Source organism: Paenibacillus darwinianus, assembly GCF_000598065.1.
In the GTDB taxonomy this organism is placed as follows: Bacteria; Bacillota; Bacilli; order Paenibacillales; family Paenibacillaceae; genus Paenibacillus_I; species Paenibacillus_I darwinianus.
Genome location: NZ_KK082182.1, coordinates 34136 through 51479 on the forward strand (window position 1 = coordinate 34136; position 17344 = coordinate 51479).

Genomic DNA, 17344 nt, shown 5'->3' on the forward strand with positions numbered 1-17344 from the left:
CCTGCCGGCGGGCACGATGGTGACCGAGCAGTATATGCTTGATCTCGAGCGCGAGGCGTTCCTCAGCCTGTGCGGCGAGCAGAAGACGCAGCAGCGTATGCAATACATGCTGGCCAAGGGCAAGCCGCTTCGCAACTAACCGATTCCCAAGTGAGGTGAACGAACATGAGAGAGGCTGTCATCGTAGCTGCGGCCCGTACGCCGGTCGGTCGGGCGAAGAAAGGCAGTTTGGCGCAAACCCGCGCGGAGGATTTGGGCCGCACGGTGCTGCAAGCGGTAATCGACCGCGCTCCGGGCGTGAACAAGGCAGACGTCGAGGATATCATCATCGGCTGCGCGATGCCGGAGGGGGAGCAGGGGCTTAACTTCGCCCGCATCATGTCGCTGTATGCGGGGTTTCCGTCCACGGTGCCGGCATTGACGATCAACCGGTTCTGCTCGTCCGGCCTGCAGTCGATTGCATTTGCGGCCGAGCGCATTATGACCGGCAATGCGGATGTGGTGATCGCGGGCGGGGTGGAGAGCATGAGCCATGTCCCGATGACCGGCTTCAAGCCGTCGCCGCATCCGGGCATCGTGGACGAGATGCCGGACGTCTATATCGGCATGGGTTACACGGCCGAAAATGTCGCTGACCGGTTCGGCATCTCCCGTGAGGACCAGGACCGCTTCGCGGCAGGCAGCCACCGGAAGGCGGCGGCCGCTCTGCAGTCCGGGGCATTCCGGGAGGAAATCGTGCCGGTCGCAGCGTCGCTGAAGGGCTTTGGCGACAACGGCAGGCCGTGGGAGAAATCTGTCCGGTTTGAAGCGGACGAATGCGTGCGGCCGGATACGACGGTCGAAGGGCTCGCCAAGCTGAAGCCGGCATTCAAAGCCGGAGGCTCCGTGACCGCAGGCAACGCCTCGCCGATGAACGACGGCGCCGCAGCCGTGCTCGTCATGAGCCGGGAGAAGGCGGAGGAGCTAGGGCTGAAGCCCCTGGCGGCTTTCCGGTCGTTCGCGCTTGCCGGCGTCGAACCGGACATTATGGGCGTCGGCCCGGTGGAGGCGATCCCGAAGGCGTTGGAGCGCGCCGGGGTCGGCCTGGACGACATCAAGCTGTTCGAGATCAACGAGGCCTTCGCATCGCAGTGTCTGCATGTCATTCGAACGCTGAACATCGATGAGTCGCTTGTTAATGTGAACGGCGGCGGTATTGCTCTCGGCCATCCGCTGGGCTGCACCGGGACGAAGCTGTCGGCAAGCCTAATTTATGAGCTGCGCCGACGCGGCGGCGGCCTTGGCGTCGTTTCGATGTGCATCGGCGGCGGCATGGGCGCGGCGGGCGTGTTTGAGGTATATGCGGATTAAATCGGAAGGGGAGATGTACCATGGCGGATAATATCATCGGCGGAAGCTTCGTGATCGACGATCCGGACGCGCAGTCGGTCGTCACGCCGGAGGACTTGACGGAGGAGCAGCGCATGTTCGCCGAGACGACGGGCGATTTCGTCGAGGGCGAAATTCTGCCGCACGACGAGCAGCTCGAAAAGCTGGATTACGACTTGACCGTCAAGCTGATGCGCAAGACCGGAGAACTCGGCCTGCTCGGCGCCGACGTGCCGGAGGAGTACGACGGGCTGGGCCTCGACAAGGTCAGCTCCACGTTAATCAGCGAGAAGCTGTCGAAGGCGTCCTCGTTCGCCTTGTCGGTCGGCGCGCATGTCGGCATCGGCACGCTGCCGATCGTTTACTTCGGCACGCCGGAGCAGAAGCGCAAATATTTGCCCGACCTGGCGAGCGGCAAGAAGATCGCCGCCTATTGCCTGACCGAGCCGTCGTCTGGCTCCGATGCGCTCGGCGCGAAGGCGACCGCCAGGCTAACCGGGGATGGCAGCGCATATATATTAAATGGAGCGAAGCAGTTCATCACGAACGCAGGCTTCGCCGACATTTTCATCGTGTACGCCAAGGTGGACGGCAAGGAATTCAGCACCTTCATCGTCGAGCGGACGATGGAGGGCGTCGGCTTCGGTCCGGAAGAGAAGAAAATGGGGATTAAGGGTTCCTCGACGCGCCCGCTTATTCTGGAGGACGTCAGGGTGCCTGCGGAAAATTTGCTCTGGCAGGTCGGCAAAGGCCACCTGATCGCCTTCAACATTCTGAATATCGGCCGCTTCAAGCTGGCGGTCGGCTGCCTCGGCGCCGCGAAGGAAGCGATCGAGATCAGCGCCAAATACGCCAATCAGCGGCAGCAGTTCGGCAAGCCGATTTCCTCGTTTCCGCTGATCGGAAAAAAGCTGGCCGAGATGAACACTCGCACCTACGTGCTGGAGAGCATGGTGTACCGGACGGCCGGGCTGATGGACGCAGGCCTTGCCGGCATCGATCACGGCAGTCCGGATGCCGGCGCCTTGTCCGCCAAGGCGATAGCTGAATATGCGCTCGAGGCTTCGATCAACAAGGTGTTCGGCTCAGAGGCGCTCGACTTCGTCGCGGACGAAGGGGTGCAAATTCACGGCGGCTACGGCTATATTCAAGAATATAAAATCGAGCGTATTTACCGCGATTCCCGGATTAACCGGCTGTTTGAAGGGACCAACGAGATCAACCGACTGCTGATCCCCGGCACACTGATCAAACGCGCCATGAAGGGTGAACTGCCATTGCTGCAAAAGGCCCAGGGGCTTCAAGCGGAGCTGCTGGAGCTTGTGCCGGGCAGGCAGTTCGACGGCGTATTGGAGGAAGAGACCCATCTGCTGTCGATGGCCAAAAAAATATTTCTGCTTGCGGGAGGAGGGGCCGTACAGAAATTTGGCGTAAAGCTGGAGCAGGAGCAGGAGCTGCTCAGCCATCTGGCGGACATGATGATCCAGATTTATGCGATGGAGAGCGCGCTGCTGCGGACGAAGAAACGGCTGAAGGCGGCAGGCGAGCAAAAATGCGCGGCCGCCGTCGCTATGACGAGGGTGTTCGTGTGCGAGGCGTTCGAGAAAATCGAATCGCTGGCAAAAGAAACGCTGTCGGCGATCGAGTCGGGCGACATGCTGCGCACGCAATTGTCAATGCTGAAGAAGCTGACCCGCCGCACGCCGGTCAATACGATCGCATTGAAGCGGCAGGTAGCGGCGCTCGTGGCTGCAACGGAAAGGTTCGTCTGTTAGTTCGAGTCCAAACCAAATGAGGTGATGGGTCTTGACGCAAACGCAAACGCAAACGCACAACCAAAAACCGTGGCTGTCGCATTATCCGCAGGAGGTGTCTCCGTCCTTCGATTACCCCAAGCACAATGTGGCGGAATTTCTCGTGCAGGCGGCGGCCAAATTTCCGAAGCGGCCGGCGATACATTTTATGGGCAAGGAATTGAATTATACCGAGCTTATTGAATGCGCCTACAAATTCGCCCATGCGCTGCGCAAGCTCGGGATTGACAAAGGCGACCGGGTAGCGCTCATGCTGCCCAACTCTCCTTCAATGGTCATCGCGTATTACGGTACGCTGCTGGCGGGAGCGGTAGTCGTCATGACCAATCCGCTTTATGTTCCGCGGGAGCTCGAGCACCAGCTGAAGGATTCCGGTTCGGTCGCGATCGTGACGCTCGACCTGCTGTTCCGCCGGGTGGAGGAGGTCGTGCCGAGGACGTCAATCCGCCATACGATCGTCACGTCGATCCAGGACTATCTGCCGTTCCCCAAAAATTTGTTTTACCCGTTGAAGGTCAAAAAAGATGGCATGAAGCGGGATGTCAGCTACGGCGCGAACGTGCACGCCTTCCAGAAGCTGCTGCGCGATTCACCCGTTACGCCTGTCCGCACCGAGGTCGACGCGGAGAACGAAATGGCAATGTTGCAGTATACCGGCGGCACGACCGGCGTAGCGAAGGGCGTCATTCTTACGCACTATAACGCGGTCGTCAACACGATCCAAGCGAGAAATTGGGGGTACAGAAAGGTGCCCGGTCGGGAACGCTACCTTGCCGCGCTGCCGTTTTTCCATGTGTTCGGCATGACGGTGCTGATGAACCAGTCGGTGCTGCTCGGCGGTTGCCTGATCCTGATGCCCCGCTTCGAAGCCGGTCAGGCGCTGAAGACGATCAACAAGCAGAAACCGACCTTGTTTCCCGGCGCGCCGACGATGTATATCGCCTTGATCAATCATCCGGAGGTGAGGAAATACAACCTGTCGTCGATCAATATTTGCATCAGCGGCGCGGCTCCTCTCCCGCTGGAGGTGCAGGAGCGGTTCGAATCGCTGACCGGCGGTCGCCTTATTGAAGGCTACGGTCTGACCGAATCGTCGCCCGTTACGCATGCCAACAACATTTGGGAGAAAAGGAAGCTGGGCTCGATCGGCATTCCTTTTCCCGATACGATGGCCAGGATCGTAAATCCGGAGACGGGCGAGGCGTTGCCGCAGGGCGAGATCGGCGAGTTGGCCGTATCCGGTCCCCAGGTGATGAAAGGCTACTGGAACCGTCCCGAGGAAACCGCGAAGGTGCTGCAGGACGGCTGGCTCCGCACGGGCGACATGGCGCGGATGGATGAAGACGGTTTTTTCTACATTATCGACCGGATGAAGGACATGATCATCGCCGGCGGCTACAACATTTTCCCCCGCGAGATCGAGGAGGTGCTCTACGAGCATCCGGACATCGAGGAAGCCGCCGCGTTGGGCGTGCCCGACAAATACCGCGGCGAGACGGTCAAAGCGTTTATCGTGCTCAAGGACGGCGCGTCGCTGGAGGCGGGCGATCTCGAAAAATGGTGCCGGGAGCGCCTGGCCGCTTACAAGGTGCCGCATCTTTACGAATTCCGGGACAGCCTGCCGAAAACGATGGCCGGCAAGGTGCTGCGCCGGAAGCTGCTCGAGGATAACGAGGCGCACAGCCGCCCCGTGACATAAGCAGTCGCGCCGGGCTGTCCCGGCGTGCCGAAAGGAGGAGATCCGCCGCGCATGAAGGACGGACATACGGTGGACGGCTATGAAAGTCTGTTTGCAAAGGCGATCGGCACATTCTGGGGCTACACCGGGTGCGAGCTTGTTAGTATGGACGACCGCATGGTGGTGGCCGCCCTCGACGTCAAGGCCCATCATTTGAATATGTTCGGCATTGTGCATGGCGGGGTTTACGCGACGCTGCTCGATTCCGCGATGGGCTTGGCCGCCATGGCCGCCAGGCCGGAGGACATGGTGGTGACCTCCGGCCTGAGCGTGCATTTCCTTACCCCGGTCAAGAGAGGCCGGATTACGGCGGTGGCGGAGATTATGCTCATCTCCGGCAGGACAATTATGACCAAAGGCACGCTGACGGACGAGGTCGGCGAAGCATGCGCGGCCGCAACCGCCACGTTCCGGGTGCTCACGGGCAGCACCGGCTGACCGGCAACCGGCTGACCGGCAACCGGCTGACCTTATCGCGGACCTTGCTCCAGCCGGTTGACCCGGCGCTGAAGACGGTCGACCTCATTGTCAAGCCGCTTCACCCTGCGGGCAAGGCCTATTCCTTTTTTGTGACGCATTAATAAATTTGTGTTGTCATTTAGTACGTCATATTATATAATTAGTGTGTACTAAATAACGGTAAGCGTTTTCTCGTCGGATTGGAGAGGACTAAAATAACGAGGGAGGTTTGTGAGATGATGGTAAGCGATTCGAAAACGCTGCAAGCGGTGCGCACCCCGGATCTCGGCGTTGTCCTGTGCAAATCCTGCGGAACGGTCATCACGACCATTCCGACGAACGGGGTCAAAAAGATCCACGGGCTATGCAGCGACCCGGCTTGTGCGTCCGGCAAATAAAGGTCCATTCATCGCGAATCATTCAACAAGATCATAGGAACAAAACCGCTAGGGGGCCGATCATGTCGAGCCCTTTTTTTATTGATCAAACAGAACCAAAAAAAACCGACATCCATCCAAAAATTACAGCCATATCAATCGGCAGGGGAGTCCATTACCCTTAGGGAGAAGGGATTTGGTGCGTATACACCGTGCGGCCGCCTCGACATAATCTATCACACTTCATCCGGCGGCTTGTTGCTATAATAGAGAAAACGTTGTACAAGCTTTCATTTTCCGAATGTACGTTCACGCTGCAGGGAGGGATTCCAGATGCTTAAAGCGGTTGTATTCGATGACGAATATATCGTGCTGCAAGGTTTGCGGTCGATGATCAATTGGCGGCAGTACGGGATCGAGCTGGCGGGCACTGCGGGGGACGGCGTATTGGCGCTCCGATTGTTCCGCGAGCTTCGCCCGGATATCGTACTGACCGATATTCGGATGCCGGGCATGGACGGTCTGCAACTGATTGAGATTTTAACGGCGGAAGCGCCCGAGACGATGTTCATCGTTTTCAGCGGATTCAACGAATTCGACTGCGTGCGGCGGGCCATCGGCCTGGGCGTTGTCGATTACCTGGAGAAACCGGTTACGATTCCTAAGATTGAGGAAGCCATGAGGAAGGCGATCGACCGAATCGTACGTCAGCAAGCGTTCAGCGCGATGAAGGCGAAATGGGAGTCGAGCGACGCTCTGTGGGAACGGCTGATACAAATTTCAGCGGATGCGGCCGGGGTGTTCGGCACGGGGGGGACTTACGCCTCCTTGTCGGAGACGTCCAGGAGCTATAAGGAAGGGCGGCGCGCTCTGCGGTACGGCAGGTTCCTTGGGGAAAGCGGCTGGACGAGGATCGAGGATGTAGGGGAAAACGATACGCTGCCCGATGGCTTGACCAAGCATGAGGAAGCCGTCATTTATTGCCTGCGAACAGGCGACCGCGAAGGCCTCTTTCGGGCGTTGGGAAGCTTCGAGTCCTGGATGGAGTCGCAAAGGCTGAATCCCGAAAAGGCCGAACGCGAGATTCTGAAGCTCGTCTATCTTGGTCTGGAGGTGGCCAAGGAAACCGGCAGAGACATCGGGGAATTCCGCTGGATTCCGCATCAGGAATTGAGCACGATGCATACCAGAGAAGCTATGTTCGGATGGCTGAGAAGCCGGCTGGCGGATATAGGGGCCTGGATGGCGAAGACCCGCCGCTCGACGAAGCATGCCGCTGTGGAGAAAGCGCTTGCTTATCTGAAGGAACGATACGGCGAGGATGTGTCGCTGCAGCAGCTGGCGGGCCATGTGGGCTTGAATTCCGCCTATTTCAGCCTTCTTTTCAAGGAAGAGATGGGCATTTCCTACATCAAGCATCTCACCAGCATCCGTATGGAGCACGCGAAATCCATGCTCCGCTCCGGCATGCGCGTGAATGAAGTAAGCGAGAAGGTCGGGTATCTCAACTATCGGCATTTTACGGAAATATTCAAGAAGCTGGTCGGCATGACCCCCGGCCACTACCGCGACACCCACCATACCGGACAGTAAGGAAGGCGTTTGCATGCATAAATGGACAATATTGCCGAAAATGATTCGATTCCGCAGGATCAGAAGCCGCTTCCTGGCTGCAATGATCGGCCTGTCCCTGCCGTCGATCATGCTGCTCGGCTTCATCTCGTTCAATATTACGAAGGATACGCTGGTGGATGTCAACGAGCAAACGAACCGGGATCGTTTGCGGACATCGAGCGAAGTGGCGGACCTGCTTTTCCGCAACATTAACAACCTGCATCTGTCGATTGTCGTCAATGACGCGATCCGCGACGACCTGCGGAACAGCGGCTTGAATTTCGATCTGCAGCCGGACAATTTGAGCGAGCGGACCGCGACCCGCCTGCAACGGCTGATCAGCGACAGCTTTACGGACACGCGATTCGTCACATCCATTTGCCTGTTCGATCTGCGGATGAAGACGTATTGCCTCGGTCGCTCCGATGACGCCGGCATCTATGAAGGTGCGGACAAAGCGGGCCGCATCGAAGCCTCGGATTGGTATCGGGCCGCCTATGAGGCCAAGGGGAAGGTCGTCTATTACGATTCCGATATCTTCGGGGAAACGGATCAAGCCTTCTCGACGGTCAAGTTGTTCCGTGATGCCGACAATCCGGGAGGACCGCCTATCGGGCTGCTCGTCGTGAATGTGTCCAAGACGATTTTCGCGAAAATATTCGGCGACAGCAACGATTACGGCTCCTTTATGGCGCTCGCCGAGACGCCCGAATCCGCGAAAGCCGTTTTCAGCAACGCCTCCTCGGTCCCTCTGGGCGAAGGCGGCATTGCGGAGGTGCTTGACGGGCTGCGCGCGCAAGGTTATCTGATCAATCCGTTCCGGAACCAGGCCGCGGATTGGACGTTCGTGCATATGGTCAAATCCAATGAGCTTCTGAAGCAATCCCGGAATATCGGATGGGCCACGTCGGCCATTGCGGCGATCATTGCGGTCATTGCCTTGATATTCTCCTATTTCATTTCCGGCAGCATCACGCGCCCCCTGCTTCAGGTGAAAAAAATGATGCTGGACTGGACAAAGGGAACCCGCGCGTTTCCAAAAAGCTTTGCCCGGGACGAGGTGGGCGTCATCGGCGAGACGTTCAAGCGGATGGCATTCGAGAACGACGAGCTGAACGAGAAGCTCGTTCACTCCGGGCTCAAAGAACGGGAAGCCGAGCTTCGCGCTCTGCAGTCGCAGATCAAGCCCCATTTTCTGTATAACACGCTCGATTCGATCTATTGGATGGCGGTGCTGCAGAACAATCGGGATGTCGCCCAGATGGCCGTCTCCCTGTCCGAGAGCTTCAAGCTCAGTCTGAACAAGGGCAAAGAGACCCTGCCCGTTTACAGCGAGCTGAAGCATATCGAGCATTATCTGACAATCCAGAACATCCGCTTCAATAACCGCTTCCGTTACATCGAGGAGATCGAGGAATCGATCCTCGGTATGGAAATCATGAAGCTGCTGCTGCAGCCGCTGGTCGAGAATGCGATTTATCACGGTCTGGAGCCCAAGCTGGGAGAAGGAACCGTTCGGCTGACGGCAATCCGGGACGGACAATATTTGGTCTTCACGGTTGAAGACGACGGCATCGGTATGGAAGATCTCAGCCGGACGGAGCAGGGATACGGACTCGGAAACGTGCGGGAACGGCTCGAGCTTTATTACGGGCCTGACAGCTCCCTCGGCATTTGGAGCCGGCCTGGCGAAGGCACGCGAATTACGCTGCGGTTTAAGCCCGTCCCCAATCCAAAAAAAACGGACACCCGCCTTAAAAATGAAGCGGTTTCATGAACGTTCCCCCACCCTTACAATAAAGACGAAAGAAAGCAGGCGCTTTCTTAAGTCCAACACTACGACAACGATCGGGGGAAGAAACGCATGAAAAAGAAAGGATTCAAGCCGTTAGCCATGCTGCTCTGCACCATCCTGCTGACGGGTCTGCTGGCCGCATGCGGCGGCACCGCGTCGAAAGGCAGCCCGGAAGGCGGCGCGGGCGCGGGGAAAGATGCAACGGCGGGCGGGAAGACGGAAGAGACGGCCGAAGAGGTCACGATTACGCTTCTGGTGGACAATACGCAGGATTCCGTTAACACCGCCAACGCCTATATTGAAGCCTTCAAGAAGAAAAGCCCGAACATCACGGTCGAACTCGAGACCCGTCCCGGCGGCTCCGAAGGCGACAACATCGTCAAGACGCGTCTGGCGACAGGAGACATGACGGACGTGTTTTTCTACAACTCGGGTTCCCTGATGCAGGCGCTGACGCCGGAGAAAAATCTGCTCGATCTGACGAACGAACCGTTTCAGGCCAACGTGATCGATTCTTTCAAGCCGACGGTGAGCTACAACGGCAAAGTATACGGCGTGCCGACCTCCTCCACGACCGCGGGCGGGTGGTTCTACAACAAGAAGGTGTATGCCGATCTTGGCCTGAAGGTGCCGAAGACCTGGAGCGAGCTGATCGCCAACAACGAGAAGATTAAAGCTGCGGGCCTTACACCGGTCATCGGCACGTTTAAGGACACTTGGACCTCTCAGCTGGTCGTGCTGGCGGACTATTACAACGTACAGGCGCAGGTGCCGACCTTCGCGGAAGACTTCACCGCCCGCAAGGCCACCAATGCGGATACGCCGGCGGCGCTGAGAAGCTTCGAGAAGCTGCAGGAGCTGAATGATAAAGGCTTCATGAACAAGGACCTTTTGGCGACGACCTACGATGCCGGCCTGAAGATGCTGGCAGAAGGCAAAGGCGCGCATTATCCGATGCTGTCGTTCGCTACGCCGGCGATCGTCCAGAACTTCCCGGATCAGATCGACAATATCGGGTTTTTCGCCCAGCCGGGCGACGATGTCGGGAAGAACGGCCTGACGATTTGGATGCCGGGAGCCGGTTATATCTACAAGGAAAGCAAGCGCATCGAGGAGGCGAAGCAATTCCTGGCGTTTGTCGCATCCGTGGAAGGTACGGTAACGGTCAGCGCCGTCTCCAAGCCGACAGGCCCTTACCTCATCAAGGACGCTGTGGTGCCGGATGACGTGCCGGCCCTGGTCAAGGACATGCTGCCGTACTTTGAAACGGACAAAACGGCGCCGGCGCTGGAGTTCGTCTCCCCGATCAAAGGACCGAGCCTGGAGCAGATTACGGTCGAGGTCGGCTCGGGCATCAAGAGCGCCAAGGAAGGCGCCGCCGCTTACGATAAGGATGTGGAGAAGCAGGCGAAGCAGCTGGGCCTGGAAGGCTGGTAACCGTCTTCGCCTTCGTTTTCTGCGGGTACAGAAGCTCGGCCCTGCCGGCAAGCGGGGCCGATCCACTTCAAGCGTTTAGGAGAGATCACCATGAACCCTATTTTTAAGCGAACCTATTCCTACCTGTTCCTGGTGCCGGCGGCGATCATCTATTTCGTCATCTTCATTCTGCCCACGATCCTGTCCTTCTTTTTCAGCCTGACCAGATGGACGCTCACCGAGTGGGAGTTTATAGGACTCGAAAATTTCGTTACTTTTTTCAATGAGCAGTCGCTCAGCATCGGCTTCAAGAACACGCTGATCTATGCCGTTGTTACCAGCGCCTTGAAGGTGGTCCTCGGACTGCTGCTGGGCGTGCTGCTGACCTCGAAGATCCGAACCAAAGATTATCTACGGTCTGTCATATTTTTTCCGACGCTGGTCAGCACGATCGCCGTCGGCATCGCTTTCAGCATGATGATGCATCCGAGCCAGGGCATCATTAATACTTCGCTTGCGGCGATCGGCATTTCCGGTCCGGACTGGCTCGGCGATACGCGTCTTGCGTTGTTGTCTGTCGCCTTGGTCGACGTTTGGAAAGGTGTCGGGTTTGCTACGGTTATTTATATCGCCGGCATCCTCTCGATTCCAGGCGAGTACTACGAGGCGCTGCAGATCGACGGCGGAAATGCCTGGCACAAGTTCTGGAACATTATCGTGCCGCTAAGCCGTCCCGCGACGAATTCCGTCATCATTCTGGCATTCATCGGCGGCCTCCGCTCATTCGACTTGATATGGACGATGACCAAAGGGGGACCGGGCTTCACGACCGACCTGATCGCGTCGATCATTTATAAGCAGTACCAAGGCGGTTTCTACGGTCTGGCGACGGCAGGCAACGTCATCCTGTTCCTGATCGTCTCCGCGCTTGCGTTCCCGCTGTATACGTATCTGAACCGTAGGGAGGTAGACCTGTGAGAGCCGTCGGCAAGCTTGGATTCGAATTGGCCGGCATCCTGTTTACCGTCGTTGCGTTCTGGATCCCGTTCTATTTTATTATCGTCAATGCGGGGAAGGACGTTCCGGAATCTTCCCTGCTCAATCTCTCTCTGCCGTCCTCGTTCCGCTTCTGGGAGAACGTCAAGACCGTTGTCGAAGCGCGCGACTTTATGCTGATCCGGGCTTTCTTTAACTCCACGGTTCTGACCGTCGTATCGATCGCCATCCTTATCGTGCTGTGCGCAATGGCCGGTTATGTGCTGCAGCGAAGGACAGATCGGGCCACGCCCGTGTTTAACTTCCTGATTCTCGCCGGTCTGATCATTCCTCCGGCGATCGTGCCCACGATCTGGGTAATGGACGGAATCGGAATTTTCAAGACGCTGTTCGGCCTTGTTCTCGTGGAAGTGGCGCTTGGATTTCCGTTTGCCGTTCTGTTGTACAAAGGGTTTATGTCCGTGATTCCCCGCGAGGTCGACGAAGCGGCGGTCATCGACGGCTGCGGCGGCCTGCGCCTGTTTTTCGGCATCATCCTGCCGCTGCTCCAACCCGTGACGGCCACGGTTATCGTGCTGTCCGCGGTCACCATTTTCAACGACTTTACGAACCCGCTCTACTTTCTGCCGGGCTCGGACAATGTCACCGTTCAGCTGACGCTCTACAATTTCCAGAGCCAGTATGTCACGCAGTATAACCTATTGTTCACCAATATCCTTCTGATTACCTTGCCGCCGTTCGTGCTGTTTCTGATCTTCAACAAGCGGATCGTGTCGGGCATGACGGCGGGCTCGGTCAAAGGGTAACGAGACGGAAAATTAGCGAAATGGAGATGCGTATACATGCCGATATTGAACATCCGGTCCATCACGTCCGAGTACAGGGAACACCTGCTTGGCGCGGATATCGCCGTGCCCCGCTTCAGCTGGATTCTGGAATCGGAGGCGCGGGGCGTCCGCCAGACAGCCTATCGCTTGCAATTGACCGGTGGGGAAGGCAATTTCGATGCCCCGTTGTGGGACACGGGCCGGGTGGACTCCGGGCAGTCGATTCACATCCCGTATACGGGTCCGGGCCTTGCGGCCCGAACCGCTTACCAGTTTCGGGTCAAAGTGTGGGACGCAGCCGGACAGGAATCGGCATGGAGCGCGGCCGCCCGGCTGGAGCTCGGCCTGCTGGACCCGGCAGGCTGGCAGGCGAACTGGATTACGCTCGACTCGCGGCAGATTGCGCCGGATGCGAAGCCGGCCTTCCTGCTGCGCAAGAGGTTTGAGCTGGGTGCGGGCATTGTGTCCGCGCGTGTGTATGCGACGGCGGCCGGCGTGTATGAACTGTACGTGAACGGAGCGAAGGTGTCGAACGATCTGCTGGCTCCGGGATGGACCAGCTACCGGAACCGTCTTCAGTACCAAACCTATGACGTTACCGGCCAGATTAAGGAAGGCGGCAACGGCGTAGGCATTCTGCTTGGAGACGGCTGGTATCGCGGAGGCCTGGGCTTCGAGGGCCGCAACTACATGTATGGCGACCGGCGCGCCGCGCTGCTGCAGCTTCATGTCCGGTACGGGGACGGCACGGAAGCCGTGGTGGCTACCGATTCCACGTGGCGGGCGTCGTTGGCCCCGATTCAATATTCGAATATTTACCACGGCGAGACTTACGATGCAAGGCTGGAGCGGCGCGGCTGGAGCGAAGACGGCTTCAACGATGCCGAATGGTCGCCCGTCGAACAGGTTGACCTGCCGCTGGAGCAGCTGGTCGCCCAGGAGAATTGGCCGACCCGCGTGACGGAAACGATCCGCCCGGTGTCGACGTTCGTCACGCCTGCCGGCGACCGCGTCCTGGACATGGGCCAGAATATGGTCGGCCGCATGAGAATGGCCGTGCAGGCGCCGGCAGGCACGCGGATCGTGCTCCGGCATGCCGAGGTGCTGGATAAAGACGGGAATATTTATTTCGGCAATCTCCGACCGGCCAAGCAAACGGTGGCATACATAGCCAAGGGAGCGGGGGAGGAAAGCTACGCGCCGCATTTCACTTTCCAAGGCTTTCGTTATGTTCAGGTGGAAGGTTTCCCGGGACAGGAGAACGGACTGCCGCTTGAAGCCTTCCGGGGAGAGGTCATGCATTCCCAGATGCCGCCGACCGGCGAGTTTGAATGCTCCGACGAGCGGGTGAACCAACTCCAGCGCAACATCAAGTGGGGACAGCGCGGCAATTTCCTGGACGTGCCGACCGACTGTCCCCAGCGCGACGAGCGCCTGGGCTGGACCGGCGATGCGCAGGTTTTCATCAGTACGGCGCTGTTCAACTTCCAGGGAGCGCCGTTCTTCACCAAGTGGCTGCGTGATTTGAAAGCCGAGCAGCATCCCGACGGCGGCATCCCGTTCGTCATCCCGGATATCGTCGGCGGCGCAAGCTCGGCCGCCTGGGGAGATGCCGCCGTCATTTGCCCGTGGACCGTCTACCAATATTACGGCGATCAGCGCCTGCTGGCCGAGCAGTACGAGAGCATGAAGCGGTGGGTCGAATATATTCGCGCGCAGGGAGAGAACGAGCACCTCTGGAATTCGGGCTTCCACTTCGGGGATTGGCTGGGGCTGGACGCCAAGGAAAACAGTTATATCGGAGCAACACCGACGGCCTTGATCGCAACCGCTTATTATGCCTACTCCACGCGGCTATTGCGCGATGCTGCGAAAGCGCTCGGCTATTCCGAAGACGCGGAGCGTTACGACCAGCTGCTCTGCGGCGTCCTCGAAGCTTTCCGGGACGAATTCGTAACGAAAACCGGGCGGGTTGCCTCGCCGACGCAGACCGCGCATGTGCTGGCGCTGGCGTTCGATCTCGTTGACGGGCAAGCGAGGGCGCGGGTGGCGGAAGATTTAAACAACCTCATTGTCGAGAATGATTACCACCTCACGACCGGTTTCGTCGGCACGCCGTACCTTTGCTTTGCCCTGTCGAACAGCGGCTTTCATACGACGGCGGTCAGGCTGCTGCTGCAGGAAAGCTATCCCGGCTGGCTGTATTCCGTTTCGAAGGGGGCAACCACGATCTGGGAGCATTGGGACAGCGTCAAGCCGGATGGCTCCTTCTGGAGCGACGATATGAACTCGTTCAACCACTATGCCTATGGGGCGATCGGCGACTGGATGTACCGGAAGGTCGCGGGTCTCGATATGGACCCGGCAGAGCCAGCGTTCCGGCGGATACGCATCGATCCGTTATTCGGTTCCACCCTGTTAACTCATGCCAGGGCAGCGCATCATTCCATGTACGGCCGTATTGCGTCCGGCTGGCGTGTGGATGGTGGCCGAATCGAGGTGGAGGCGGTGATTCCGGCCAATACGACGGCGGAAATCCTGCTGAGAGGCGCAGCTTTGGCCGGCACCTCGGAAGGGGGGTCTCGGCTGAACGCCGCCGAGGGGGTAACGGCTGTGGACGAGACCGCGGAAGGCTTGCGGATTACGGTCGGCTCGGGTTCCTATCGCTTCGCTTACGAAAGCCCGAACCTGTTCCGCGAACGCTATAGCGAGAAGACGAAGCTGAACGAGGTGCTGATGGACGAACGGGCGACCGGCGTGCTGAACCGGCATGCGCCTCATCTTTTGAGCGGGGCGCTGGTGAACATAGCCAAACCGTTCTCGTTCAAGCAGATCGGCGAGAACGGCATGATGCGCGTGCCGCGAGAGAAGATCGACGAAATTCTCAAGGAGCTGGCCGAGCTGTAGCAAGTGTCGGGACAGAGGGAATAAGCGAGGAGGGCGACGGCCGTTCTCGCTTTTCCGCGATATTCTCAGGAAGGGAGCGGGCCAATAACCGGCTCCAGTGTAGCGGCAGCGGCGAGTCCCGAGTGCTCGGTCTTTCTGAGCGGGCATTTGCCCCGGAATGGGGAAATCGCGCTAAACGCCGCGAATAATGGCGCAAACGTTTGCGCTTTTCGTGTGAAGTCGTCTGCCGAGGCAGGGCATTCGGATATGCAATAAAATGATTTCGGTGAACAAACAAGAGGAATTTAGAGATTTGGATAGATATAGAAAGAAAATAAAAGAAATAAAGAGGATAATTCTTATAATTGAATTTGTATCCTCTATTTTAACCAATGCAAACGCTTTAATCCATATCGTATGATGTAAGCAAGCGAGCGAAAGCCCATTATATGCGATGCCGTCTTTGACAAATTGAAGGCAATGTTACCTGTGGAAGGTACAACCTCGAGCGTAAGCAATTACGAGCGGGTTGTGCCTTTTTTGCTTGTAAATATAGCTTTATTTGGAGAAGACGGTTTTTTAGTCGGATAAGGACAAACGTTTGCGCGGGAGTGTGCAAGCAGTAGGGGCTCATGTGAGCGAAGAGAAGGTCGTTCGGCTGAAAGACGGTTCATATTTTGTGAAAAGGGTGGTTGGGTATCGATGAAGAGAAACAAACCGGCACTGTTCGTACTGACGTTTGTGTTGACATTCGTTTTGGCCGCATGCGGCGGCAACGCGCCTGCCAACAATGGCGGCAACGCGGCCGGCAACGGCGCGGCGAACAACGGCGGCAACGCGGCGGCGAATACAGGCAATGAAGCGGCGGCGGATGTGGAAATCGTGCCGGAGGATGGCGCCAAGCTGATCGTGTGGGACAGCGGCGACCAGAAGGTTTTCGTGGAAGAAGCGGCCAAAGCGTTCACCGAAAAATACGGCGTTCCGGTTGAATTCGCCGAATTCGGCGCAGACAAGTCCGTGGAACGCATCACGACGGACGGCCCGGCCGGCGTCGGCGCGGACGTATTCGCGGCTGTGCATGACCGCACGGGAAGCGCGGTTGCGGCCGGTCTGATTTTGCCGAACGACCTGTTCGAAGAGGAAACGAAAGCGCGCTCTTACGAAACGGCTATCCAGGCGTTGACGGTTGACGGGATGCTGTACGGTTTCCCGAAATCCGTTGAAACGACGGCCGTTTTCTATAATAAGGATTTGATTGCGGAAGTTCCGGCTACTTGGGACGGCGTGAAGACATTCGCGAAAACGTTCAACGACGAGGCGGCGAATAAATGGGCGTACATGTGGGAAGCCGGAAACGGTTACTGGAGCTACGGCATCTTCGGCGGCTATGGTGCGTATGTCTTCGGCAGCGACGGCAGCGATGTCAAGGATATTGGCATGAATACGCCGGAAGCGGGTAAGTTCTACCAGACGCTGAGCAAGACGTGCTGCCGCTCAAAACGACCGACATCACGGGTGACATCAAGAAAAGCCTGTTCGTGGAAGGCAAGCTGGCGATGAACGCGTCCGGTCCGTGGGATACCGGTTCGTTGAAGGAAAGCATCAAGAACCTGGGCGTGGCACCGTATCCGACGCTGCCTAACGTCCAGCCGATGAAGCCTTTCTCCGGCGTTAAAGGCTAGTTCGTCAACTCGCTCTCGCCGTACCCGGATGCGGCGAAGCTGTTCGCGATCTTCATCACTTCCGCTGAATGGCAGCTGAAAAACTTCGAGCTTTCAGGCAATCTGCCGGCCGACAAAACGGTGGCTGAAGATGAAAAAATAAAAAACGATCCGATCGCGACGGGCTTCCTGAAGCAGTTCGAGAATTCCGTACCGATGCCTTCGGTACCGGAAATGGTCCAGTACTGGAACACGGTTGACGCCACGCTAGGCGCGATGTGGAACGACGGCACCGACCCGCAAAAAGCGCTCGACGACATGGTTAACAAAATGAAAACCAATATGGGTCAATAATCAGTTGAAAATTAACGGCATATTGCCGACTCTCGCCCG

The 17344-nt window shown here is 57.8% G+C and carries 14 protein-coding genes; all 14 read left to right on the forward strand.

The window, feature by feature from the left end; translation table 11 throughout:
• Nucleotides 1-165 precede the first annotated feature (165 nt).
• The 14 genes from BG52_RS11435 to BG52_RS16530 all read left to right on the forward strand — a co-directional run bounded on the left by BG52_RS11435 (nt 166) and on the right by BG52_RS16530 (nt 17305).
• Entirely contained in the window at nt 166-1350 is a 1185-nt protein-coding gene (locus BG52_RS11435) for an acetyl-CoA C-acyltransferase (protein ID WP_036580714.1), read from the forward strand.
• Nucleotides 1351-1370: 20 nt separating this feature from the next.
• On the forward strand, nt 1371-3143 hold the full coding sequence (locus tag BG52_RS11440) for an acyl-CoA dehydrogenase family protein (RefSeq protein ID WP_036580717.1): 1773 nt from the start codon (nt 1371-1373) through the stop codon (nt 3141-3143).
• Between the two features lie 31 nt (nt 3144-3174).
• Nucleotides 3175-4881 carry a long-chain-fatty-acid--CoA ligase gene (locus BG52_RS11445; protein WP_036580719.1) on the forward strand — a complete coding sequence of 569 codons (1707 nt, stop codon included), beginning with the start codon at nt 3175-3177 and terminating at the stop codon, nt 4879-4881.
• A 51-nt stretch (nt 4882-4932) separates the two neighbouring features.
• Nucleotides 4933-5358 carry a PaaI family thioesterase gene (locus BG52_RS11450; RefSeq protein ID WP_036580722.1) on the forward strand — a complete coding sequence of 142 codons (426 nt, stop codon included), beginning with the start codon at nt 4933-4935 and terminating at the stop codon, nt 5356-5358.
• 257 nt (nt 5359-5615) lie between these two features.
• Nucleotides 5616-5777: a GapA-binding peptide SR1P gene (locus BG52_RS15685; RefSeq protein ID WP_144340799.1), complete on the forward strand. Its 162-nt coding sequence runs from the start codon at nt 5616-5618 to the stop codon at nt 5775-5777.
• Between the two features lie 312 nt (nt 5778-6089).
• Nucleotides 6090-7349 carry a response regulator gene (locus tag BG52_RS11460; protein WP_036667291.1) on the forward strand — a complete coding sequence of 420 codons (1260 nt, stop codon included), beginning with the start codon at nt 6090-6092 and terminating at the stop codon, nt 7347-7349.
• Between the two features lie 13 nt (nt 7350-7362).
• On the forward strand, nt 7363-9147 hold the full coding sequence (locus BG52_RS11465; RefSeq protein ID WP_051588056.1) for a sensor histidine kinase: 1785 nt from the start codon (nt 7363-7365) through the stop codon (nt 9145-9147).
• A gap of 87 nt (nt 9148-9234) precedes the next feature.
• On the forward strand, nt 9235-10602 hold the full coding sequence (locus BG52_RS11470) for an ABC transporter substrate-binding protein (protein ID WP_036580732.1): 1368 nt from the start codon (nt 9235-9237) through the stop codon (nt 10600-10602).
• 90 nt (nt 10603-10692) lie between these two features.
• Nucleotides 10693-11559 carry a carbohydrate ABC transporter permease gene (locus BG52_RS11475; RefSeq protein WP_036580735.1) on the forward strand — a complete coding sequence of 289 codons (867 nt, stop codon included), beginning with the start codon at nt 10693-10695 and terminating at the stop codon, nt 11557-11559.
• Complete coding sequence (locus BG52_RS11480) at nt 11556-12383, forward strand: carbohydrate ABC transporter permease (RefSeq protein ID WP_036580738.1); 828 nt, start codon at nt 11556-11558, stop codon at nt 12381-12383. Before BG52_RS11475 ends, BG52_RS11480 begins: the two co-directional genes overlap by 4 nt.
• Before the next feature lie 36 nt (nt 12384-12419).
• Nucleotides 12420-15311, forward strand: a complete 2892-nt coding sequence (locus tag BG52_RS11485; RefSeq protein ID WP_036580740.1) for an alpha-L-rhamnosidase — start codon at nt 12420-12422, stop codon at nt 15309-15311.
• A 681-nt stretch (nt 15312-15992) separates the two neighbouring features.
• Nucleotides 15993-16850 (forward strand): extracellular solute-binding protein, encoded by an 858-nt coding sequence (locus tag BG52_RS11490; RefSeq protein WP_051588053.1) that lies wholly within the window; start codon nt 15993-15995, stop codon nt 16848-16850.
• Nucleotides 16847-16972, forward strand: coding sequence for a hypothetical protein (locus BG52_RS16645; RefSeq protein ID WP_263280397.1), 126 nt, complete (start codon nt 16847-16849; stop codon nt 16970-16972). Before BG52_RS11490 ends, BG52_RS16645 begins: the two co-directional genes overlap by 4 nt.
• A 120-nt stretch (nt 16973-17092) precedes the next feature.
• Nucleotides 17093-17305, forward strand: a complete 213-nt coding sequence (locus BG52_RS16530; RefSeq protein WP_051588051.1) for a hypothetical protein — start codon at nt 17093-17095, stop codon at nt 17303-17305.
• Nucleotides 17306-17344: the final 39 nt, after the last annotated feature.